19 protein-coding genes are annotated in these 20,831 nt (G+C 59.0%); 12 read left to right on the top strand and 7 right to left on the bottom strand.

From position 1 onward, the window contains the following. Positions 1-24: 24 nt before the first annotated feature. The 3 genes from C8N43_RS07525 to brxL are packed head-to-tail and all read left to right on the top strand — an operon-like array spanning position 25 to position 6,359. Positions 25-1,734 carry a hypothetical protein gene (locus C8N43_RS07525; RefSeq protein WP_211308571.1) on the top strand — a complete coding sequence of 570 codons (1,710 nt, stop codon included), beginning with the start codon at positions 25-27 and terminating at the stop codon, positions 1,732-1,734. 3 nt (positions 1,735-1,737) lie between these two features. Next, positions 1,738-4,266, top strand: coding sequence for a PglZ domain-containing protein (locus C8N43_RS07530; RefSeq protein ID WP_107845006.1), 2,529 nt, complete (start codon positions 1,738-1,740; stop codon positions 4,264-4,266). Further along, positions 4,263-6,359 carry a BREX system Lon protease-like protein BrxL gene (gene brxL, locus C8N43_RS07535; RefSeq protein ID WP_211308572.1) on the top strand — a complete coding sequence of 699 codons (2,097 nt, stop codon included), beginning with the start codon at positions 4,263-4,265 and terminating at the stop codon, positions 6,357-6,359. Before C8N43_RS07530 ends, brxL begins: the two co-directional genes overlap by 4 nt. 229 nt (positions 6,360-6,588) lie before the next feature. Here brxL and C8N43_RS07540 read toward each other — a convergent pair whose 3' ends face one another. The 5 genes from C8N43_RS07540 to C8N43_RS07560 all read right to left on the bottom strand — a co-directional run bounded on the left by C8N43_RS07540 (position 6,589) and on the right by C8N43_RS07560 (position 10,125). Beyond that, the gene (locus C8N43_RS07540; protein ID WP_035262952.1) at positions 6,589-6,786 is read right to left on the bottom strand and encodes a hypothetical protein; all 198 of its coding nucleotides are present in this window, start codon (positions 6,784-6,786) and stop codon (positions 6,589-6,591) included. A gap of 269 nt (positions 6,787-7,055) precedes the next feature. After that, complete coding sequence (locus tag C8N43_RS07545; protein ID WP_107845007.1) at positions 7,056-8,357, bottom strand: type II toxin-antitoxin system HipA family toxin; 1,302 nt, start codon at positions 8,355-8,357, stop codon at positions 7,056-7,058. Position 8,358: 1 nt separating this feature from the next. Then, a complete protein-coding gene (locus tag C8N43_RS07550) occupies positions 8,359-8,610 on the bottom strand; it encodes a helix-turn-helix transcriptional regulator (RefSeq protein ID WP_107845008.1) in 252 nt (83 codons plus the stop codon). Between the two features lie 139 nt (positions 8,611-8,749). Beyond that, a complete protein-coding gene (locus C8N43_RS07555) occupies positions 8,750-9,544 on the bottom strand; it encodes a hypothetical protein (RefSeq protein ID WP_245912944.1) in 795 nt (264 codons plus the stop codon). 65 nt (positions 9,545-9,609) lie between these two features. Further along, positions 9,610-10,125 carry a hypothetical protein gene (locus tag C8N43_RS07560; RefSeq protein WP_107845010.1) on the bottom strand — a complete coding sequence of 172 codons (516 nt, stop codon included), beginning with the start codon at positions 10,123-10,125 and terminating at the stop codon, positions 9,610-9,612. 207 nt (positions 10,126-10,332) lie between these two features. Here C8N43_RS07560 and C8N43_RS07565 point away from each other — a divergent pair, with 207 nt between their 5' ends. Further along, the gene (locus C8N43_RS07565) at positions 10,333-10,797 is read left to right on the top strand and encodes a (2Fe-2S)-binding protein (RefSeq protein ID WP_107845011.1); all 465 of its coding nucleotides are present in this window, start codon (positions 10,333-10,335) and stop codon (positions 10,795-10,797) included. Between the two features lie 4 nt (positions 10,798-10,801). Continuing rightward, a complete protein-coding gene (locus C8N43_RS07570; protein ID WP_107845012.1) occupies positions 10,802-13,012 on the top strand; it encodes a xanthine dehydrogenase family protein molybdopterin-binding subunit in 2,211 nt (736 codons plus the stop codon). Here C8N43_RS07570 and C8N43_RS07575 read toward each other — a convergent pair. Next, positions 13,000-13,455 (bottom strand): MarR family winged helix-turn-helix transcriptional regulator, encoded by a 456-nt coding sequence (locus C8N43_RS07575; protein WP_107845013.1) that lies wholly within the window; start codon positions 13,453-13,455, stop codon positions 13,000-13,002. The two genes, C8N43_RS07570 and C8N43_RS07575, sit on opposite strands and share 13 nt — an antisense overlap. A gap of 130 nt (positions 13,456-13,585) precedes the next feature. Here C8N43_RS07575 and C8N43_RS07580 point away from each other — a divergent pair, with 130 nt between their 5' ends. After that, positions 13,586-14,287, top strand: a complete 702-nt coding sequence (locus tag C8N43_RS07580) for a type 1 glutamine amidotransferase domain-containing protein (RefSeq protein ID WP_107845014.1) — start codon at positions 13,586-13,588, stop codon at positions 14,285-14,287. Positions 14,288-14,314: 27 nt separating this feature from the next. Here C8N43_RS07580 and hemN read toward each other — a convergent pair whose 3' ends face one another. Then, complete coding sequence (gene hemN, locus C8N43_RS07585; protein ID WP_342748714.1) at positions 14,315-15,724, bottom strand: oxygen-independent coproporphyrinogen III oxidase; 1,410 nt, start codon at positions 15,722-15,724, stop codon at positions 14,315-14,317. Between hemN and fnrL the strand changes: the two genes are divergently transcribed. The 6 genes from fnrL (at position 15,723) to C8N43_RS07615 (ending at position 20,782) form a co-directional block, all read left to right on the top strand. Beyond that, positions 15,723-16,451 carry a transcriptional regulator FnrL gene (fnrL, locus tag C8N43_RS07590; protein ID WP_107845015.1) on the top strand — a complete coding sequence of 243 codons (729 nt, stop codon included), beginning with the start codon at positions 15,723-15,725 and terminating at the stop codon, positions 16,449-16,451. The two genes, hemN and fnrL, sit on opposite strands and share 2 nt — an antisense overlap. Before the next feature lie 236 nt (positions 16,452-16,687). Continuing rightward, entirely contained in the window at positions 16,688-18,298 is a 1,611-nt protein-coding gene (gene ccoN, locus C8N43_RS07595; RefSeq protein WP_107845016.1) for a cytochrome-c oxidase, cbb3-type subunit I, read from the top strand. 10 nt (positions 18,299-18,308) lie between these two features. After that, the gene (ccoO, locus tag C8N43_RS07600; RefSeq protein WP_107845017.1) at positions 18,309-19,034 is read left to right on the top strand and encodes a cytochrome-c oxidase, cbb3-type subunit II; all 726 of its coding nucleotides are present in this window, start codon (positions 18,309-18,311) and stop codon (positions 19,032-19,034) included. Positions 19,035-19,049: 15 nt separating this feature from the next. After that, complete coding sequence (locus tag C8N43_RS07605) at positions 19,050-19,268, top strand: cbb3-type cytochrome c oxidase subunit 3 (RefSeq protein ID WP_107845018.1); 219 nt, start codon at positions 19,050-19,052, stop codon at positions 19,266-19,268. Position 19,269: 1 nt separating this feature from the next. Further along, entirely contained in the window at positions 19,270-20,148 is an 879-nt protein-coding gene (gene ccoP, locus C8N43_RS07610; RefSeq protein ID WP_107845019.1) for a cytochrome-c oxidase, cbb3-type subunit III, read from the top strand. Positions 20,149-20,386: 238 nt separating this feature from the next. Next, positions 20,387-20,782, top strand: a complete 396-nt coding sequence (locus C8N43_RS07615; RefSeq protein WP_107846289.1) for a GFA family protein — start codon at positions 20,387-20,389, stop codon at positions 20,780-20,782. The last annotated feature ends 49 nt before the right edge of the window (positions 20,783-20,831 follow it).

Consider the following 20,831-nt stretch of genomic DNA (forward strand, 5'->3'; position numbering starts at 1 on the left):
TGGGTAAGTGAAGATGTGCGAAGCATGTTTGCCCAGTTTGATGTTTTTGAAGCCAAGGATCGCTTCGTAAAACATGGTCTGACAACTGGAAACGATGATCGTTTTGTCAGAGCGTGGTGGGAGACACGCGGTCAAAGCTGGCTGCCCTTTGCAAAAGGTGGAAGCCATTCACCATACTATGTGGATCAACAGCTAGTCCTGAAATGGCACACTGAAGGCGCAGAGTTAAGAGCAGGATATACGACTAAGTCCATTCCTGGAACTCGAATGGATGGCAGTACCTATTTTGGGCTGGCCGGGCTGACATGGCCGCTGCGTGCGCGCAGCTTTTCACCACAAGTTCTCTCTCGTGGCGGCAGTTTTTCTGCTCGAGGATACTGCGCATTTTTTGCAGAGGAAAACCTGCTTCCCAGTTTGGCCCTGACCAATAGCAAAGCATTCGACTATATTTTTAAAGTCGCACTTGGTAGATTTGGTTATCCAGAATTTATTGTTGGCATTTTGCAAGTATTACCATGGCCCGATTTGGCTGCTGACGCTTCCGAGGAAATGGGGCGTCTGGCGTATCGCTCCTGGTCACTCAAACGCAACTTAGACACTATAGATGAGACGTCTCACGCCTTCCTTTTGCCCGCGGCGTTGCGCGCACGTCTTGGAGACTACGACCCACCTTCGATTGAAACTGAGCTGGCCGATATCCAGGCCGAGATCGATGACATCGCCTTTGATCTCTATGGGTTCAGTGACGCAGATCGCGCCGCGGCGCTCGGTCCTTCCGCTTCGACGGAGGAGGACAACAGCAACGGAGCCGAAGACGCTGACGAAAGCGAAGACGACGATGGGGCCGAAGCGATCGACCAGACGGACGGTCTGCTCAGCTGGGCCGCTGGCGTCGCTTTTGGCCGTTTGGACTGGCGCTTGGCCACTGGCGAACGCGAGGCACCGCCCGAGCCGGACCCGTTCGATCCGTTGCCCGCGAAAAGCCCCGGCATGCTGCCCCACGACGCAGAGCCATTCCATGCCCATTCCGGCATCTTGGTGGACGACCAGGGGCATCCGAATGACCTCGCCCGCCTGATCGAGGAAGTGCTCGCCCGCGTCGAAGCCCCTGTGCCCGCCGATGTGCGCCGCTGGCTGCAACGCGACTTCTTCCCCCTGCACCTCAAGCAATACAGCAAGAGCCGTCGCAAGGCCCCGATCTACTGGCCGATTTCGACCAGTTCGGGCAGCTACACGCTCTGGCTCTACTATCCCAGCCTGACCGATCAGACCCTCTTTACCGCCGTTAACGACTTCATCGAGCCGAAGCTCAGCCAAGTCGGCCAGGACGTCGCCGCCCTGCGCACCAAAGGCAGCGCCCGGTCCCGAGACGACGAGAAAAGCTTCGAGGCGCTCCAGGGCCTCGAGCTCGAACTGATCGAGCTGCGCGACACCCTGTTGGCCATCGCCCAGACCTACCGCCCGAACCAGGATGACGGCGTCCAGATCACCGCCTCACCGCTCTGGCAGCTGTTCCGTCACAAGCCCTGGCAGAAGGTCCTGAAAGACACCTGGACCAAGTTGGAAAAAGGCGACTACGACTGGGCCCACCTCGCCATGGCCTACTGGCCCGACCGCGTGCGCGGAAAGTGCGAGACCGACAAGTCCCTCGCCATCGCGCATGACCTGGAACACCTCTACGTCGAGCCCGAACCCAAACCCACAAAGGCCCGCGGCCGCAAGAAAGATGGGTAACGAATGAGCATTGCAACCTTCATCCGCGACACCGTTTTGCGCCCCCGCCTTCTGCAAGCGGGCTGCATGGTCGTCTACGACCCCGATCACCGGTACCACGACCTGTGCTTGGGGCTTGGCGATGACCGCATCCGTGTGATTGACGCCTCTGAAAGCAGCATCGAGAGCCGCCAGGAAGCGATCATGGCTCTGCGTGAAGTCGGCAAGGCGAAGCGTGAGATTGACGCGCTGGTGGTCTATGTCCCGCAGCGGCGCACGGAAACCGATGAAGAAAAGCAGGCTGACCCCTTCTCAATCTATGCGCAAAGTGGAACTGTCTTTCCCCAGGATGATGGTGACGACTACTTGAGCCTTTGCCTGCGCGCGAAGCCAGATCATGCGACGGAAATCCGCCGTGTCTTCGCAGGGTCGCCTAATGGCCCGTCCTTCTCTGTGATCGATGCGATCGGCGGTGGTGCCAGCTGGCCACAGCTAAGGGCCGCACTGAGAGTCGATTCCGGCCGCGAAATCCTGACAGCGCTCCTAGCGCCGAGTACTAGGCAAGCCGACGCCCTCAAGTCGCAAGAAGGTTGGAGCGACGAAGCCCGGGAATTCCTGCGCGCGACCTTGGGGATGAGCGTCAAGACGCGAGGCAAAACCTGGACGTCGATTGCCGACGAACTCTGGAGGTTCGTTCTCTTCAGCGAGTTCGTCTTTGATCTGCCGGTTCCCCTGCCTGAGACACTCAAGGGCGTTCCTCACTCGCCGATCGAAGCAAAGCCGATCGTCGAGGATGTGTGCGATCGCCTCCGCACCAACCCCGCAACGCGGGACATCTACATTGAGCGCGCAGAGGCCATTGAGGTTGAGCTTTCTCTTCCAGAGCAGTGCCGCGACATCGATGACCTTGGCGATCGCGACACGTTCCCATTCGAGGAACGCACCTTCCTCAAGGCGGCGATCAAGGGCATCTCAAACAACGAAACTGACACGACCCGCGGCATCATCGGTCGCCATAGGAACTCTGTCTGGATCGGCAAAGGAGAAAGCCAGGCACAGTGGGAATTGATCCGGACCGGCCTGGCGCTGATTGAATGCTGTGACGACAACGAACGCCAGCTACCGGAACACGCCCGATCACAAGCAGATTTGCTAGACTTCTATCTTGGAAGCCTGCGAGAAGCGGACCGCCTTCAACGCGAATTTGAGCAGGCGGTTGGAGACTTTCTCGATCCCCACGACATCATGCACGAAGTCATTGACCAGGCCCGGTCGCGATATCGTCGCCTGGCGGAAAAAATCCAAACAATATTTATTAAGCACATCGAGAGCGCGGGTTGGCCTCCGGAAGGCAGATTGGCCAATTCGGACGTCTATGACCGACTTCTGGCCGACCGCCTGAAGGAAAATGGACGAAGAATTGCTTACCTCATGGTCGACGCCCTACGGTATGAACTTGGCGTAACACTCGAAAAGCAGCTGTCTGAAGACGGGCCAGTCGAGCTGCAGGCTGCCTATGCTCAGTTACCGACGATAACCCTTGTCGGTATGGCCAGCCTTCTTCCTGGTGCCCGCACACAGCTTTCGCTCGAGATCGAAAGCGACGCGCTGGCCCCAAAACTTGGAACGTCCAAGGTTGGGAACGTCACCCAAAGAATGGATGTGCTTCGAAAGAAACTTGGTGATCGGTTCCAGGAGATGCCTCTGGGCGACTTCGTTCGTGGAAAGCCAAAGATCACGCCCACCGTTGATCTCCTAGTGCTACGATCAACAGAGATCGATAGTCAGCTTGAGAGCAATCCTGAGACCACCCTTGGATTGATACCAAGCACTTTGAAGCTCATTCGTGTGGCCTTGCACAAGCTACGTGGAATGGGGTTCAAAGAGGCCGTGATCGTCACGGACCATGGATTTTTCCTCAATAGTCATGCCGCAGCCGGTGACGTTTGCACCAAGCCACAAGGAAATTGGCCTATAAATGCGCATGACAGGGCCCTGCTTGGAAATGGAAACAGCGACTCTCACAGTGTTGTTTTAAACTCTGAAAAGCTTGGTATTCGAGGCAGCTTTGTGCAGATCGCGCTCCCCAAGAGCATGGCTCCCTACAGAGCTGGACACCTTTACTTCCACGGCGGAGCTTCCTTGGCGGAGGCCATTGTACCTGTGATCATTGCCCGCCTCGATAATGAAGAGCACTCGAGCGCAGCCAAAATGAGCGTCGAACTCAGCTACAAAAACGGCGCGAAACGAATTACGACACGAGTGCCAGTAGTGGAAATTGCATTGGTTTCTGACGACATGTTCTCTCAAGAAGAAAGTGTCGAGGTCCTTATCGAAGCCCAGGACGGAAAGGGGAATGTGGTTGGTGAGCCGCGAGCCGGTGGTGATGTGAACCCCGCAACACGCACAATCACGTTGACGCCGGGCCAGCGCAAGCAGATCGCGCTACGAATGGATCCTGACTTTGAGGGAAAATTCTCGATAAAGGCCCTGAACCCAACAACTCTAGCGAGCCTAAGCGCGCTGAATCTTGAGACGGACTATACCGTATGAATGATATGGACGAACTGGACCAGAGCCTCACGTCAACCTTCGATGGCAAGGTGGTTCGAAAAGATCTGCTTCATCGGATTAAAAAGGGCACAAACGTCCCAACATTCGTGCTTGAGTTTCTCCTGGCGCGCTACTGCGCAAGCGACGATCAGGCTGAAATGGATGCAGGTATGGAAGCCGTTCTTGCTACCCTTCAGGATAATTACGTAAGGCCCGACGAAGCCAATGCCGCTCAATCGAAGGTGGCAACCAAGGGAAAGCACCGCTTCATTGATAAGGTACACGTTAGATACGTTGAAAAAGAAAAACGGCACTGGGCATCGCTGGAGAACTTCAATTCCCAGAGAATTGCAATTGGAGAAAAATTCTATAGGGACAACGAACGGCTCCTCGAGGGTGGAATTTGGGCTGAGGTAACACTTTCACATAATGACATCGAGGAAGATGACTACGCGTTCTACATAGAAGACTTGCGCCCGATTCAGCTCTCGCGCTTTGACTTTCAGCAGTACACAGATGGCCGCAGCGCCTTCACCCGAGATGATTGGCTCAACGTCATCATGAGATCGGTTGGCCTGGAACCGTCCAAGCTTTCTCAACGAGTCAAAATGCACTTCGTGGCTCGGCTGGCTCCGCTTGTGGAACCCAACTACAATTATATCGAGCTGGGCCCTCGCGGAACCGGAAAGTCATATTTTTTCAGTGAATTCTCGCCTTACGCGACGCTCATATCTGGCGGTCAAGCAACAAAAGCGACGCTGTTCTATAACAACGCTCGTCGTAAGGTTGGCTTGGTTGGCTACTGGGACACCGTGGCATTTGATGAAGTTGGTGGGATCAAGGTCCGGGATCCCGATACGATCCAAATCATGAAGGACTTCATGGCAAATGGACGATTTTCTCGTGGCGCGGAAGTCATTGCAGATGCAAGCCTCAGTTTTGTAGGCAACATCGATCTGTCAGTCAGCCAAGTCGTCAACTCGACTGAATACGACCTTTTCCAGCCACTGCCAGCTGAACTTGATCTGGCAATAATGGACCGGTTCGCAGCATATATTCCTGGCTGGGAGTTTCCAAAGAACAGCAGTTCATTCCTGACCAATAGGTACGGGTTTATCACGGACTACCTTGCTGAGGCCTTTCATTATCAATTCAAGCATACGAACAGATATGAAGAGGTGAACCGCCGCATTCGCCTGGGTAAAGCCGTCGAGGGCCGCGACGAGAAAGGCATCAAGAAAACTGTCGCGGCGTTCTTGAAGATACTTCATCCGAATGGTGCACCGAGTGACGTGGAATTCGAAGAATATGTTGCGTATGCAATGGAATGCCGCCGCCGGGTAAAGGAACAGATGAACAAACGCAAACCAGACGATGAGTTTGCCTTAATAAATCTTTCGTACTTCAAGTCCGATGGGACAGAGGTAATTGTGCACTGTCCTGAATCAAAAGACGCGACAGCCACTCAGGAACCGACAAGGAGAAGGCTCGACATTTCTGAGCAGACGGAATCCCAACCGAATGGAGACCAAGCGTCGACGACTAGCGCACCCAAGGTTCAGAGCGAGCCGACACCATCAACACTGGACGAAACAATTGCTGTTCCGCCACAGCTTCGTGAACAACACTTCACCATAATGTATGGAGACACGGGCCACAGTTACGAATCGATCATCGGCCCCTATCTTTCTGGCGTTAAGTCGATAGTTATAGAGGACCCATACATTCGCCTTCAGCACCAAATTCAGAATTTTGTTCGGTTCTGCGAAACGGCATTGCGATCAGGAACAGTAAAAAAGATAATCTTGGTAACCGGCTATGATGACAAGACCCAGCTCGCAGAAATACATGAAAAGCTTGATGACTTGAAGCAAAGCCTGTTGGAGGTGGACATTGTACTAGATGTTGAACTCAATCCGAATATTCACGACCGTGAAATTCGCCTTGATAATGGTTGGATAATCAAAATTGGGCGTGGCTTAGATTTCTACCAGCGCCCCAGCAGCTGGTTCGAGGTTGGAGCAAGCGATTTAAGCTTAAGAAAGTGCCTGGAAACAAAGGTTGATATCTTCAAGGTCGAAATTGACGATTAGTGTTTCCACGTCAATATACTTATCCAGCCAAGCACCACTGTGAGTAGCGAGCTCACTCTGAGTCGACCTCTTTCCCTTGCGAGGCAAGCGAAAGATAGGCCCGAAGTTCTTTGGCGTGCAAGCACGATTTGTCATGTTCGCCTCTGGGCAGGGATGCAGTCAAGCCAATCGCAATTTACAAGACCTACTGGATGAGAGCCAGGGCGGGAAACCCGCCCTGACTCGGAGGTCATTCGGTGACCGGATCTTCGTCGCGTCGCGGGAAGGCGACCATTTCGACGTCGGGGAACATACTGTGTTTGACGTTGATCGATGTGATGTTGCCGCTGTCGTCGGTGTTGACGAAGAGCACACCGCAGCGGTCCCAGAAGTTCTTGCCGTCTTTTTCACCGGATTTGACGTTCAGTTTCAGAGTTTGAGTAGCCATTTTTTGATCCTCACTTTGAGTGTTTCGATGAACATGACCAAAGCTGGCACCAAGGGGCTGTCAGCGAGAAACTTGCCTCGCGAGGAATGCGCTGGCGCAGGGGAATTTTCTTGTTGAAGCGGGGCTTGCCCCGCGTCTGCTACGGCTGCCCGCTTATGTTCAGCAGTCGGAAGCACGGAGTTGAGGACCTGAGTTTGGCACGACAACCTGACCTGATTTCGTTTGAACCAGAATAGACGCGCTTTCGCACCAGGTAGGCGCAACCAGCTTTAGTTCAGCAGGTGCAACCTAGCCTTCAGCGCGCCGTCGATCGAAGAAAGCAACGCCTCCGGGAAACCCTCCGGAAGCTGATTGGAGGTAGCCTCAACGATCGCGTGCGAAGTCTCCTGCAGCTCTTCGAACAGGCCGTGCAGGACCGCGCGGGACAAGCCGGATTGAACTCCTGTCTCCACGATGTGGCGGCCCACGATATTTGCCACTTTGTAGTGGTTCGAGTTTCCGAAATTCATAGCGAGCTTGAAGTATTTCCGCTCGATCTGCCGTGCGTCGACGGTCGGCTGCACCGTCAGCACGTCGTAAAGCGGGGTCATGCGGAAACGGCCGCCGGGTAAGAGGCTGACGCTGAAGTTCTTTCCATGACCATCTGTTGCACCCAGCAACCAGAACAGGACGTTCGTTTTGAAAAAGTCGTACCTGTCTTTGTTGGGATCATCACTTCCCAACAAGAGTTCCATGATATCCGAGATCCCTGGGCCGCCTTCGTTCTGGTACTTTTGCGTGGGCACAACGGATAGTGCTTGGCAGCAATCTTCCTGCGGCAGACGGATTAAACGGCCATCTGACGTCCAGCGCCGATCAAAACGCTCAACCACCAAGGCTTTCTTGTCGCCAAACTGAGCCATTTCGACACTCGCAACCCGAAGCCCAAACGCTTCCATTAATTTCAGGCACAAGTATTCATTTTCAACGCTGTCGGACAGGTCCATGCCGTTGGGCAGCCTGCCGATTTGCGGTTTGATGATGTGCGTGGTGGGCGTCGTGCCGGTTGGCTCTATCCACTGGCCATCTTTACGAAGCAGCGCCGTTTTCTCCTGCGCGCCAGCGACAGAAATTCGGAAATCATTCTCGCGGCGGATACCCAGTGGCGCGATGTCGAGGTCGCTCAAAATGGCCCCGATCTGTTCCTCGTCAACAGGTTCTCCAGTTAACTCGGACATTGGCTGTGGCTCTTGCCTGTCGGGCAGAAATTGCAGCGCACCAATGCAGTCGCGCCCTATTTGTGACAGCAAGCTGAAGGCATCGACGCCCTCGGCCCCGACGCGTTCTGCGACCCTTCGACGGATGAGGTCACTGTCGGGCAACAGGTTGTCAAAGACGGCCATCACTGGTGCGCCGCTGTACCGGTTTTCCTGTAATGGCAACGAATGCGACACGGGCATCCGGTGCTCCCATTCGAGCCAGTCTCGCGCATAGGCGAAACTCACGCCGCCAGAAGGTTCACGGACCAACTGGCCCACGAGCCGCGAGTTCAGAAAGACGTTCAGAGGTGTATAGCTGCGCTTGCGGCCCATGTCAGAAGATGTCCTCTAGCCCGTCTGATGTGCCTCTACTGCGCTCGGTCACCGTTATTTCGAGCTCCAAGGCCGCGATCAAATCAAATACTGTTTCCAGCTTGGTGCCCCCCCTGCCGTTTTCGATCTTGGAAATTGTCTCTTGCCAGACACCGCTCATCGAGGCGAGTTCCTTCTGGGTGAGGTTCTTTGCCTTCCGAGCCTGGCGAATTGCGTGGCCCAAGTTTTTTGATGTACGAACGAGGTGCTTCATGGCGGTTCTCCTGCCACTATTTATGACCCCTGGATCATAAATTGTCAATATGATCTCCGAACCATAAGCGCGCATTATGATCTGAGCACCATAAAGCTCGACGACATTGGTGGCTGTCTCCCAGACTGAGCGAATGCACTCACACCTGCAGCCCCGCAGCGCGCACCTGCTCGGGCGTCACCAGCTTTGATGCGATCAAATCCTCGATCTGCCGGTTGGTGATGTGGCGGCAAAGGGGATGGCGCTCGTGGATCCACTCGGCGAGGCTGGCGCGCCCCTTGGCTTCGGCCTCTCGCGCTTTCTCTCGGTCGGCCTGGATCTGGGCCAGCCCCTTTTCCCAACGCCGCATCTTGAACCAATTGTCGGAGAAACAGACCTTGCTGCGCGTGTAGCCTTCGCTTTCCTTGGCATAGGCTTTGACCGCCTGCTTCAGGTCATCGGGCTCTACCCCGGCTTTCACAGCCGCTGCGATCAGGCGCAGACTGGTCCGCCGGTCTCGGATCCTGTCCTCGGGATAGGCTGTCAAGATCTTCTCAGATTCAAAATCTTCAACCTCCTCCGCCGCCTCGCGCCTGCGCGTAGGTGGTTTATGGATGGTTTTAGGATGGTTTGGGGTCCACCGTGAACCCCGTACCCCGTTCACCGTGGACCCCGTACCGGGTTCAGGCTGGACGGGGTTCACAGTGACCCCCGTCTCAATTTCGGGCTCAGCCGTGGGTTCGAGCGCGGCCACGCGCTCCAAAACGATACGGTAAATGACGGTATAGCCGTTCTTGCAGTGTCGCCGCCCTGTCTCGATCAGAATGCCTTCGCGCAGGAAGTCGATGATGGTGCGCTTGACCGTGCTCTCGCTGAGCTCTGTGTGGCGCTGAATTGTCCCCTTGGAGCACCAGATGCCCGAGCCGTCATCGCTCGCCTTGTCGGCCAGGAACATGATGATCTGCTTGCGCGCAGCGCTGCCAAAGCGGCGCTCGGCGCATTCGTTTGCGATGCGCCAGCTCATTGGATCGTCTCACCGGTCAGAGACCACGAAAAAGCCGACTGAGCGTTTGCGGTGCGGCGCTGGCCTGTGCTAATGTGCTTCGAAAGCTGACAGGCTTTTTCTATTTGGCCCCGGTTCACAGTTGCCGCTGTGACGGGGCCTTTTTCGTTTTGAACCGGCGAATCTGGCTTTGAAACTTTCGCTTTTTGTTCACTTTTTGTCAGGGGGTGTTTTGCACCCTTAAGTCGTTGTTTTCGCTCGCACTCATTCTGGATTGCAAATCCGTGTACACCGGTTCGATTCCGGTACTCGCCTCCAACCCGGACGACTATCCCTTGAGATTTTTCGGCATTCACCGACGGGCTTATGGTATCCGCTCCGTTGTCGACGATCTGCATCATGCAATAAGGCCTGGCGGGCTCGCTGAAGGTGAGGCTGCCGCCCTCCGTCGCAAAGGAGCTGTTGGAGCCTAACTCTTCTGCGACCTTCTGCATATCGGTCTCCATAAAGACGCGGATATCGTAGATTGGCATTGAGGCCCTTCGCGCGCTCTAAAGGCTCCGCTTGTAGGTCACCGCAGTGAAAACTCTGTCGACATCGACCTCGATTTTGGCGCAGCGCAAGCCAGGCGTCTGTCAGTTCACAGTTTCGTAGCGAACCGGATCTAGACTTGGATTGCGCCAATCCTGCGATATATACATATTACGAAACTCGGATTAAAACTGCGTGCGAGGCCCCCTATGGCGACATCCTTTACCCTGAACGGCAAACCCGTAACCATAGAAGCGGATCCCGAGATGCCGCTGCTTTGGGTGGTGCGTGAGACGCTGGGGATGACAGGCACAAAGTTTGGCTGCGGAATTGCCGCCTGCGGGGCGTGCACGATGCATGTCGATGGCGTTGCGACCCGCACCTGCGTGCTTCCGGTGGCCGATGTCGAGGGCTTGGAGGTAAAGACCATCGAAGGGGTCGGCACAGCCCAGACACCGTCAGCTGTGCAACGGGCCTGGCTCACCCATCAGGTCCCGCAATGCGGCTACTGCCAGTCGGGCATGATCATGGCCGCTGAAGCGCTGCTCGACGAAACGCCTGACCCGACCAACGAGGACATCGACGCCGCGATGACAAATATCTGCCGCTGCGGCACCTATAACCGTGTGCGCGACGCGATCCGCACCGCTGCCACATTGCGTCGGGAGGGGTGAAGCGATGACTGACAAAAACAAATTCCGTTCCAAGGCCGCCAAGTGGACACGGCGCGGCTTCCTTGCCACCGCGGGCGTTTTGGGCGGCGGGCTGGCGCTTGGCCTTGCCGTGTCGCCGAACCGGCTGGAGATGACAGGGGCCGCGCAGGCGGATACGGCCACCACATTGAACACCTGGGTGAAGATAAGCCCCGACAACCGGGTCACCATGATCTTCCCCCATTCCGAGATGGGCCAAGGTGCAGGCACAGGTCTTGCTCAAATGCTGGCCGAGGAAATGGAGGCCGACTGGAACCTCGTCGCCATCGAGCAGGCCCCTGCCGAAGACGCGTATATCAACAGCGACCTTGGCCGGGGGTACGTGCTCGGCGATGCGTACATCCCCGGCTTTGCCCAGCGGATGATCGACTACACGTTTCTGCAGCTTGCCGACGGGCTCGTGGGTCAAATGACCGGCGGCTCCACCGCGATCCGGCTCACGGGACATTACGGCATGCGTCGCGCCGGAGCCGCCGCGCGTGAAATGCTGATGCAAGCCGCGGCTGAAGAGTGGGGCGTGGACGCAGCCACTTTGACTGTCGAGAACAGCGTGATCAGCCACGCGGCCTCGAGCCGGTCGGCGACATTTGGGGAACTGGCCACGAAGGCCGCGACGTTCACACCGAATCTGCAGCCCGACATGAAGGACCCTAAGGACTACAAGATCGTGGGCCTGCCGAAGCCCCGCCTTGATCTTCCCGCAAAGGTCGACGGGACCGCGGAGTTTGGGATCGACGTCACGGTACCGGGCATGGTCTATGCTGCCATCGCCCTGCCCGCCATCAAGGATGCGACCGCGACAGCAACGGGCCCCGCCCCGGATATTGCGGGGGTCGATCAGGTTGTGAACCTCGGGGATGCGGTGCTCGTGTCGGCCAACAGCTATTGGGTCGCGCAGCGCGCGCTCGACGCGCTTGATATCACGTGGGAGGGCGGCCAGACGGCACTGTCCTCGGAGATGATCCGCGCGACGCAGACCTCCGATCTCGACACCAAAGACCGCGACAGTATGGAGAGCGCGGGCGACACGGACGCCGCGCTCGGCGGCGAGTCCCGCGCGGCGGAGTTCTACGTGCCGTTCCTCGCCCACGCCACGATGGAGCCGATGAATTGCACGGCCTCCGTGACGTCAGACGGCTGCGAGGTCTGGGTCGGCCACCAGAATATGCTGTTCGCCCGCAATGCTGCGGCGAAGGTTCTGGGGATCGCCCCGGAGAAGGTCACGATGCATCCGACCTATCTTGGCGGCGGCTTTGGGCGGCGCTCTGAGCTCGACTTCGTGAAACTGTCAGTGCGCGCCGCCGAGGCACTTGGCAAGCCGGTCAAGGTCATCTGGTCACGTGCGACCGACTTGGCCAATGACACCTATCGCCCTGCGATCACAGCGCGGCTTGAAGGGGCTGTGAAAGACGGCAAGATCACAGCACTTCGCAACCACTACATCCACACCGAGACAGGGATGCCGGACAGCGAGGGCCCGTTCGCGCTGCAATATGACGTGCCCAACAAGGACATCGCACGGGTGCATTGCCCGGCACCGATCCCGGTGGGCACGTGGCGGTCGGTTGACTTCTCCCAGATGGGCTTTTTCTACGAGAGCTTCATGGACGAGTTGGCGGAAGCCGCGGGCGAGGACCCGCTTGCCTTCCGCCTTGCGCACCTGTCCGACCCACGGCGTCGCGCGGTGCTGGAACGGCTCGCGACCGAGGCCGACTGGGGCAAGTCCCTGCCCGAAGGCCGGGCGCAGGGTATCGCGATGGTGCACAGCTTCCATTCAACCGTGGCGCAATGCATCGAGCTGTCCGTCAGTGACAATGTGATCAAGCTGCACAAGGCGACATCGGTGGTCGATTGCGGGCGCGTCATCAACCCTGATGCGGCAGAGGCGCAGGTGATCGGCTCCGTCATCTTCGGGCTGTCCTCAGCGATGAGCGAGGAGATCACGCTCGACCAAGGACGCGTGCAGCAGGAAAACTATCCCGACTACGAAGTCCTCAAGCTTGCCAACACCCCGGACCAGAGCGTGCATTTCATGTCGCATGACGCGCCGCCGGGCGGTTTGGGCGAACCCGCCCTGCCCCCGGTCGCACCGGCCTTGGCCAATGCGCTCTACCGCGCGACAGGCACGCGGGTCCGCGAATTGCCGCTGAGCCGCGCGGGCTTCTATTCGGCCTGATCCTTCAAACGCTCCAGCCCCTCCGCGATCTTGATTGCGCAGGCTACGAATTCCTCTCGCTGCGCGTCGTTCAGAAAGGACAGCATCCGCTCGGAGGACTCCAGCTCTTCCGCTGCGAGCTTCGCGAACACATCCGCGCCGGCTTCGGTCAGATGCAAGGCAACCGCGCGGCGGTTCTCTTCCGGGCGCACACGGCTCACGAAGCCGCGCTTGACCAGCCGGTCCACGATGCTCGACATCGTGGTCGGGACCACGCCCAGAAACCGCGCGACCGCGTTCGACATGCTGCCGGGGTGCTCCGAGATAAAGCGCATCGTCTGAATGTCCGGCGGTGCCAGTTTCAGGGTGCCATGGGTCGTCTTCAGGGACGGCTCCATGATCTTTTGTATCCGAACCATTGTCGAAATGGCGGCTTGAAGCGCGCGGGCCTGATCTTTTGACATGCTCGTACTATACGAGATTTCCGTCAGATGGCCAGTGCTGCCAGTCTGCGCCGATCTGGGCGCGTTTTCGTGGGGACCTTATCTGCGGGCCGCGCGTTGATTGACAGACACGCAATCAAGGAGACACCCCATGAGCACCCCGAAAATTCTGATGGTCGCCACCTCGGCCCGCGAAATGAACAATGGCGAGGCAACCGGCGTCTGGCTCGAAGAACTGACGACGCCCTATTACGCGTTCAAGGACGCGGGCGCCGACGTCACGCTGACCTCGATCCTTGGTATGGAGATCCCGGTCGATGAGCGATCCCTGTCTGAAGACGACAAGGCCCCATCGGTCGAACGCTATCTCGAAGACGAGGATCTGCAGCAGATGGTCAAGAACACGCCTTCGTTCAATTCCATCGACACGGACGGGTTCGACGCGATCTTTCTGCCCGGTGGCCATGGCACCATGTTCGACTATCCCGACAACGCAGAATTGGCAGCGCTGATCTTGAAATTCGACGCAGATGGCAAGGTCGTCTCCGCAGTTTGCCACGGCCCCGCAGGCCTCGTCTCAGCAACCAAGGCCGACGGACGCCCGCTTGTAGAAGGACGCCGGGTCGCAGGCTTCACCAACAGCGAGGAACATGCTGTCGGCCTCGCCGATGCGATGCCGTTCCTGCTGGAAAGCAAGTTGAAGGATCTGGGCGCAAACCACGAAGCCGGGCCTGACTTCGAAAGCTTCGCGGTGCGCGACGGCAATCTGATCACGGGCCAGAACCCCGCCTCCGCAACGGAAACTGCAACCATGGTTCTCGACGCCCTGGCCGCGATGGAAAAAGCGGCCTGACGGCTAGGGGCGCCCGCTCCGTGCCGCCTAGATCGCGGTGGAGTGGGCGGTTCCCGTATTTGCGAACTGATCAATCGCGCTTGCGATGATGCGCACCAATGGTCGCGCGTCGTCGCGCAAGGCAAGCCCCGCCTCGCTGATGTAGAATACGTCCTCGAACTGACGCATCAAGGCGACCAACGTCTTGTGAATCAGAGCCTTGTCGCCCGGAAATGCCAGAGCCAAGTCACCCTCGTTCAAGGTGAACCGGCACATCAGATCCTCGATCATCCGGGCGATGAGCTGGTCGTGGCGGCTCATCTGGTAGCCCTTGAAGCCCGCAAGACCGCCCTCGCCAACCCGCTCAATATAGGCGGAGGTGGCGGGGGCGTTCTGCACGTACCCCTCCCGAAACTTTGAGATGGCAGAGGCCCCAAAGCCCAGCAATGTGTCTCCCGGGTCGTCCGTATATCCTTGGAAGTTCCGCTTCAGCGTTCCATTCGCCGCCGCGATGGCCAGTGTATCTGAAGGGCGTGCGAAATGGTCGATCCCGATGGCTTCGTACCCCACGGCGACGAATGCGTCATGCGCCTGCTCGGCCAGTTGCAATCGGGCGCGCTTGTCGGGCAACGTCGCCTCGTCGATCATGACCTGACGCTTGGACATCCAAGGCACATGGGCGTAGCCGTAGATCGCCAGCCGGTCTGGGGCCATCTTGATCACGTGATCCAGCGTCGCCTGAAAGCTGTCGGATGTCTGATGCGGCAATCCATAAAGCAGATCGAAATTGATACTGGGCGTGCCCCGCGCCCGAAGGAATTCGACGACCTTTGCGGTTTGCTCCACCGATTGAGGCCGCCCGATCGCCTTTTGCACCTCCGGCGCGAAATCCTGCACCCCGATGCTCGCGCGGTTCATCCCGAACCGCAGCAACGTCTCAAGCAGCGCGTCCGAGGCGTCGGTCGGATCGATCTCGACTGAAAACTCGAAGCCCCGCGCCGGTTCGAAATGCGAAAAGATCGTGGCCAGAAGCAGCGTCATCGTGTGTGGCGGCAAGATCGTCGGCGTCCCCCCACCCAAATGCAGCCGTGCCATCTTGGGCGCCCCGTTCAGTCGCGCGCGCACCTCGGCAATCTCTTGGGTCAGAGTTTCGACATAAGCGTCGACCGGGCGCATCGTCTTGGTGCCTTGGGTCCTGCAGGCACAAAACCAGCAGAGCCGTCTGCAAAACGGGATATGAACATACAGCGAGACCGCCTCCCCCTCGGGCACCGCATCGAGCCACTGCGCGTGGTATCGGTGACCGACCCCCGCCTCGAAATGGTTGGCCGGTGGGTAGCTCGTGTAGCGGGGCACGCGTGCGTCAAAAAGGCCGTGCCGACGAAGGGCGTCGATTTTGTCCATAAGCTGGTTTAGGTTGATTGGAACAGTCGTTTCCTTGATCCAGATCAACCCCATGCAGATACCCCTTACGACCCCTGTCAGATGCTCTCAATGTCCGATCCGTCACCGCGCGGTCTGCGCCAAATGTGACGAGGACGAGCTTGCGCTCTTGGAGAGCATGAAGACCTACCGGCGATTTGAAGCGGGCGATACCGTGCTGTGGCGGGGCGAAGAGCTGGAATATGTGGCCTCCGTGGTCGAAGGGGTCGCGGCCCTGTCCAAGACCATGGAGGACGGGCGCACCCAGATGGTCGGGCTTTTGTTGCCGTCAGATTTCATCGGGCGCCCCGGCCGCCGCGAGATCGAGTTCGACGTGACCGCGACCACCGACCTGACGCTGTGCTGCTTTAAGCGCGCGCCGTTCGAGGCGCTCGTGGAAGAAACCCCGCACGTGGCCCAGCGCCTGATGGAGCTGGCCTTGGACGAGCTCGACGCCGCCCGCGACTGGATGCTGCTTCTGGGACGCAAGACCGCCCGTGAGAAAATCGCGACCTTCATCGAGATGCTCGTGCGCCGCGCGCATTTTGACGGCACGCAAGGCATCCGCCAGGACCTGCCAATGACCCGCGACCAGATCGCCAATTATCTGGGCCTGACGCTGGAGACTGTGTCGCGCCAGCTCAATGCGTTGAAAAAGGAAGGCGTACTCGCCTTCCCCGACCGCCGCCATTTTGAAGTGCTCGACCTCGCGGCCCTGCAAGACGCGACCGGCGACGACGCCGATGGCGGTATGATCTCCTGAACGCACCAGAGAAACCCGCGTCGACGCGGGTTTAGAATGCGCCTTGCAAGGCGCATGATCATGGGATTTGCAAATCCCATGGCTAAAGGCCATTCGAATGGCCTTGCCGTCCGCGACACGGCTCTCTCACCATTCTTGACCCAGATCAAAGTCATGGATGCGGCACCCGCCTAGAAACACCCTCGCGAACAGGAGCCCGATGAACGCACGGGCGCACCGATTTCGAGGGACATCTTATGGATTACGTCAAACTCATCCTTTTGGGGCTGATCGCCCTGCTGGCCGCGCTGGCGGCGCAGTTCGGCCATGACATCGCCTTTCAATTGCACGCCGTGCTGATCATGCTGATCTCTGCTGCCATGTTCATCTGGGTCTTGCGCGGCATCGACGAGCCGCCGCGCATCGACTTCGAGGACGGCGCCTATTTCGACGGCGTGATCCGCGCGGGCGTCATCGCCACCGCCTTCTGGGGCATCGCGGGCTTTCTGGTGGGCACCTATATCGCCTTCCAGCTGGCCTTCCCGGCGCTCAACCTCGACTGGGCGCAGCCTTATGCTAATTTCGGCCGCCTGCGGCCACTGCACACCTCGGCCGTAATCTTCGCCTTCGGGGGCAACGCCCTGATCGCGACCTCGTTCTACGTGGTGCAGCGCACTTCGGGTGTGCGGCTCTGGGGCGGCAATCTGGGATGGTTCGTCTTCTGGGGCTACCAGCTGTTCATCGTGCTGGCCGCCACCGGCTACCTGCTGGGCGCCACGCAATCCAAGGAATATGCAGAGCCCGAATGGTATGTCGACATCTGGCTGACCGTGGTCTGGCTCGCCTATCTTGCCGCCTTCATGGGCACGCTGATCAAGCGCCGCGAGAAGCATATCTACGTGGCCAACTGGTTCTTCCTGAGCTTCATCATCACCGTGGCCATGCTGCATGTGGTCAATAACCTGTCGATCCCGGTGAGCTTCCTCGGATCCAAGTCGGTGCAGGTCTTCTCGGGCGTGCAAGACGCCATGACCCAGTGGTGGTACGGCCACAATGCCGTGGGCTTCTTCCTGACGGCGGGCTTCCTTGGGATGATGTATTACTTCGTGCCCAAACAGGCCGGGCGTCCGGTCTACAGCTACAAGCTGTCGATCATCCACTTCTGGGCGCTGATTTTCCTGTATATCTGGGCGGGCCCGCACCATTTGCACTACACAGCGCTGCCGGACTGGGCTTCGACGCTGGGCATGGTGTTCTCCATCATCCTGTGGATGCCTTCCTGGGGCGGCATGATCAACGGTCTGATGACCCTGCAAGGGGCGTGGGACAAGCTGCGCACGGACCCGATCATGCGGATGTTCGTCCTGTCGCTCGGCTTCTACGGCATGTCCACCTTCGAGGGGCCGATGATGTCGATCCGCGCGGTGAACTCACTGAGCCACTACACCGACTGGACTATCGGGCATGTGCATTCCGGCGCGCTTGGCTGGAACGGTATGATCACCTTCGCCTGCATCTACTTCCTGACACCCAAGCTGTGGGGCCGGGCGCAGATGTATTCCATGTCGGCCATCAACTGGCACTTCTGGTTGGCCACGCTGGGCATCGTGCTCTACGCCGCCTCGATGTGGGTCACCGGCATCATGGAGGGCCTGATGTGGCGCGAGGTCGACGACCAAGGCTTCCTGGTCAACAGCTTCGCCGACACGGTGTCCGCCAAGTTCCCGATGTATGTGGTCCGCGGGCTGGGGGGCGTGCTGTTCCTCTCTGGTGCGTTGGTCATGTGCTGGAACATGTGGATGACCATCCGCGGGGCCAGCCCGGCCCGGGCCGCACTTCCCGCCCAACACGCAACCCCTGCTGAGTGAGGACAAACACATGGCAATTCTAGACAAACACGCCATCCTCGAGAAGAGCCCGACCCTGCTGTTGGTCTCCTCCCTGCTGGTGGTCACCGTGGGGGGCATCGTGGAAATCGCGCCGCTCTTCTGGCTGGAGAACACGATCGAGGACGTGGAGGGCGTGCGCCCCTACTCCCCGCTCGAGCTGGCAGGCCGCGACATCTACATCCGGGAGGGCTGCTATGTCTGCCACTCCCAGATGATCCGCCCCATGCGCGACGAGGTCGAGCGCTACGGCCACTACTCGCTGGCCGCCGAGTCGAAATATGACCACCCGTTCCAATGGGGCTCCAAACGCACCGGTCCGGATCTGGCCCGGGTGGGCGGGCGCTACTCAGACGCGTGGCATGTGGACCACCTGATGGACCCGCAATCGGTCGTGCCCGAAAGCATCATGCCGAAATACGCCTTCCTCGCCGACACCGCGCTGGAGGGCGAGCAGATCGAGGCGCTGCTGGCGACCCACCGCTTCGTGGGCGTGCCCTACACCGACGAGCAAATCGCCGCCGCGGGCGCGGACCTGAAGGACCAGGCCGACCCGGACAGCGATTGGGACGATCTGGTCGAACGCTACCCCGGCGCGGTGGTGTCGAACTTCGACGGCCAGCCCGGCGTGTCCGAGATGGATGCGCTGATCGCCTACCTTCAGATCATGGGGACGATGGTCGATTTCGACACGTTCACCCCTGATCCAAGCCGCTAACGGAGGACCCCGACAATGGACACCTACTCAATCCTGCGCGAGTTCGCCGACAGCTGGATGCTGCTGGCCATGTTCACCTTCTTCGTGGGCGTCGCCATCTGGGCCTTTCTGCCCAGCCAGCGCGGCGCGCGCGAAGACGCAAGCATGATCCCCTTCCGCAATGACACCCCTGCTCAGGCGCCGTGTTCCAAGGACTGCGACACCTGCGCCTGCAAGAAGATCGAGGGCCTTTGAGATGACTGAGCGCAAAGTAGATGACGCCACCGGCGTCGAGACCACCGGCCACACATGGGACGGTATCGAAGAGCTCAACAACCCCCTGCCCCGGTGGTGGCTGTGGACCTTCTATATCACCATCGTCTGGGGCGTGCTCTACACCATCGCCTTCCCCGCCTGGCCGCTGATCTCTCAGGCCACGGGGGGCGTGCTTGGCTACTCCACCCGCGGCGAAGTGGCCGAGCGGATCGAAGCCCACGAGGCCGCGAATGCCGGCTTGGTTCAGGAGTTGAACGCGGTCGAACTGGCCTCACTCGCGCCCGGTGACGATCTGCACCGCTACGCCGTCGGGCGCGGCGCATCGGTGTTCCGCGCGCAATGCAGCCAGTGCCACGGCCAGGGCGCGGCGGGCTTCGAGGGCTACCCGAACCTGCTCGATGACGACTGGCTCTGGGGCGGCGATCTGGCCAACATCCAAGCCACGATTCAGCACGGTATCCGCAATGAGACCGACCCGGACGCGCGCTTCTCGCAGATGCCCGCATATGGCGAGATCTTCGAGCCCGAAGAGATCGACGCGGTGGTGGAATATGTGCTGGCCTTCTCGCGCGAGCCCGAAAACCCGGACCTTCTGCCATTGGGCGAAGAGCTGTACCTCGACAATTGCGCTGCCTGCCATGGCGACGCCGGGATGGGCGACCGCGAGCAAGGGGCGCCGAATCTGACCGACGCGATCTGGCTCTATGGCAGCGACCGCGAGGATGTCGAATATTCGGTGATCAATGCGCGTTACGGGGTGATGCCAGCTTGGGGCCAACGCCTGAGCGAGGCCGATGTGCGCGCCGTCTCGGTCTACGTACACAGCTTGGGCGGTGGCGAGGTCGCACCCTCCGAATAGGCCCGCGCATCAAAAGTTAGCTCCTTGGGCCGGTTGAGGCCCTTCGGGCGGCACCCTCCCGACACTCTGTTCGCAAAACAAGTCGGGGGGGTGTTTTTGTTTTTGGCAGGCAAGGCCGCGCGCGCGGCCTTGCGAGACGCGCATTCAAATGCGCGTTGAAAACGCCTTTGCAAGGCGTTTCAAGAAAGCCGCGTCGACGCGGCTTCCCCTGTGCCAGCCGCAATGCCATGCTTACGCGATGACCCAAGACCTTAAGACACAAGGCGGATGCACATGCGGCGCGGTGCGGTTCACGGCCACCGGCGCGCCCGACAGGGTCGGGCTATGCCACTGTCTGGATTGCCGCAAGCATCACGGCGCGGTGTTCTATGCAGCGGCCATCTTTCCCAAAGAAGCCGTGAAGATCACCGGCGACACGTGCACCCATGCCGGGCGTCACATCTGCGCGGTCTGCGGGGCGTCGGTCTTCGCGCGCAGCGGGGATGAGGTCGAGCTGCACCTGGGCGCGTTTGATGAGGCGAATGTCTTTGCACCGACCTACGAGACATGGGTCACGCGGCGCGAAGCCTGGCTCGCCCCCATCCCGGGCTGTGCGCAATACCCGCAAGATCGCGAGCACGATCCCGCTTCTTGATCCATGTCAAAGCGCGATGGGGCACCCCCGTGGCATCTAAGGCCTGCGA

The sequence above is a fragment of the Litoreibacter ponti genome, from assembly GCF_003054285.1.
GTDB lineage: Bacteria > Pseudomonadota > Alphaproteobacteria > Rhodobacterales > Rhodobacteraceae > Litoreibacter > Litoreibacter ponti.

What these genes read in the sequence shown, in the direction of transcription:
- C8N43_RS07545 (WP_107845007.1), bottom strand. Translation starts at nt 8,357, where the DNA reads ATGGGCCGCAAGCGCAGCTATACACCTCTGAACGTCTTTCTGAACTCG.
- brxL (WP_211308572.1), top strand. Translation starts at nt 4,263, where the DNA reads ATGAATGATATGGACGAACTGGACCAGAGCCTCACGTCAACCTTCGAT.
- hemN (WP_342748714.1), bottom strand. Translation starts at nt 15,724, where the DNA reads ATGGGGTTGATCTGGATCAAGGAAACGACTGTTCCAATCAACCTAAAC.
- C8N43_RS07565 (WP_107845011.1), top strand. Translation starts at nt 10,333, where the DNA reads ATGGCGACATCCTTTACCCTGAACGGCAAACCCGTAACCATAGAAGCG.
- ccoP (WP_107845019.1), top strand. Translation starts at nt 19,270, where the DNA reads ATGACTGAGCGCAAAGTAGATGACGCCACCGGCGTCGAGACCACCGGC.
- C8N43_RS07550 (WP_107845008.1), bottom strand. Translation starts at nt 8,610, where the DNA reads ATGAAGCACCTCGTTCGTACATCAAAAAACTTGGGCCACGCAATTCGC.
- C8N43_RS07525 (WP_211308571.1), top strand. Translation starts at nt 25, where the DNA reads ATGTTTGCCCAGTTTGATGTTTTTGAAGCCAAGGATCGCTTCGTAAAA.
- C8N43_RS07615 (WP_107846289.1), top strand. Translation starts at nt 20,387, where the DNA reads ATGACCCAAGACCTTAAGACACAAGGCGGATGCACATGCGGCGCGGTG.
- C8N43_RS07555 (WP_245912944.1), bottom strand. Translation starts at nt 9,544, where the DNA reads ATGTTCCTGGCCGACAAGGCGAGCGATGACGGCTCGGGCATCTGGTGC.
- C8N43_RS07575 (WP_107845013.1), bottom strand. Translation starts at nt 13,455, where the DNA reads ATGTCAAAAGATCAGGCCCGCGCGCTTCAAGCCGCCATTTCGACAATG.
- C8N43_RS07540 (WP_035262952.1), bottom strand. Translation starts at nt 6,786, where the DNA reads ATGGCTACTCAAACTCTGAAACTGAACGTCAAATCCGGTGAAAAAGAC.
- C8N43_RS07570 (WP_107845012.1), top strand. Translation starts at nt 10,802, where the DNA reads ATGACTGACAAAAACAAATTCCGTTCCAAGGCCGCCAAGTGGACACGG.
- C8N43_RS07580 (WP_107845014.1), top strand. Translation starts at nt 13,586, where the DNA reads ATGAGCACCCCGAAAATTCTGATGGTCGCCACCTCGGCCCGCGAAATG.
- C8N43_RS07560 (WP_107845010.1), bottom strand. Translation starts at nt 10,125, where the DNA reads ATGCCAATCTACGATATCCGCGTCTTTATGGAGACCGATATGCAGAAG.
- ccoN (WP_107845016.1), top strand. Translation starts at nt 16,688, where the DNA reads ATGGATTACGTCAAACTCATCCTTTTGGGGCTGATCGCCCTGCTGGCC.
- fnrL (WP_107845015.1), top strand. Translation starts at nt 15,723, where the DNA reads ATGCAGATACCCCTTACGACCCCTGTCAGATGCTCTCAATGTCCGATC.
- C8N43_RS07530 (WP_107845006.1), top strand. Translation starts at nt 1,738, where the DNA reads ATGAGCATTGCAACCTTCATCCGCGACACCGTTTTGCGCCCCCGCCTT.
- C8N43_RS07605 (WP_107845018.1), top strand. Translation starts at nt 19,050, where the DNA reads ATGGACACCTACTCAATCCTGCGCGAGTTCGCCGACAGCTGGATGCTG.
- ccoO (WP_107845017.1), top strand. Translation starts at nt 18,309, where the DNA reads ATGGCAATTCTAGACAAACACGCCATCCTCGAGAAGAGCCCGACCCTG.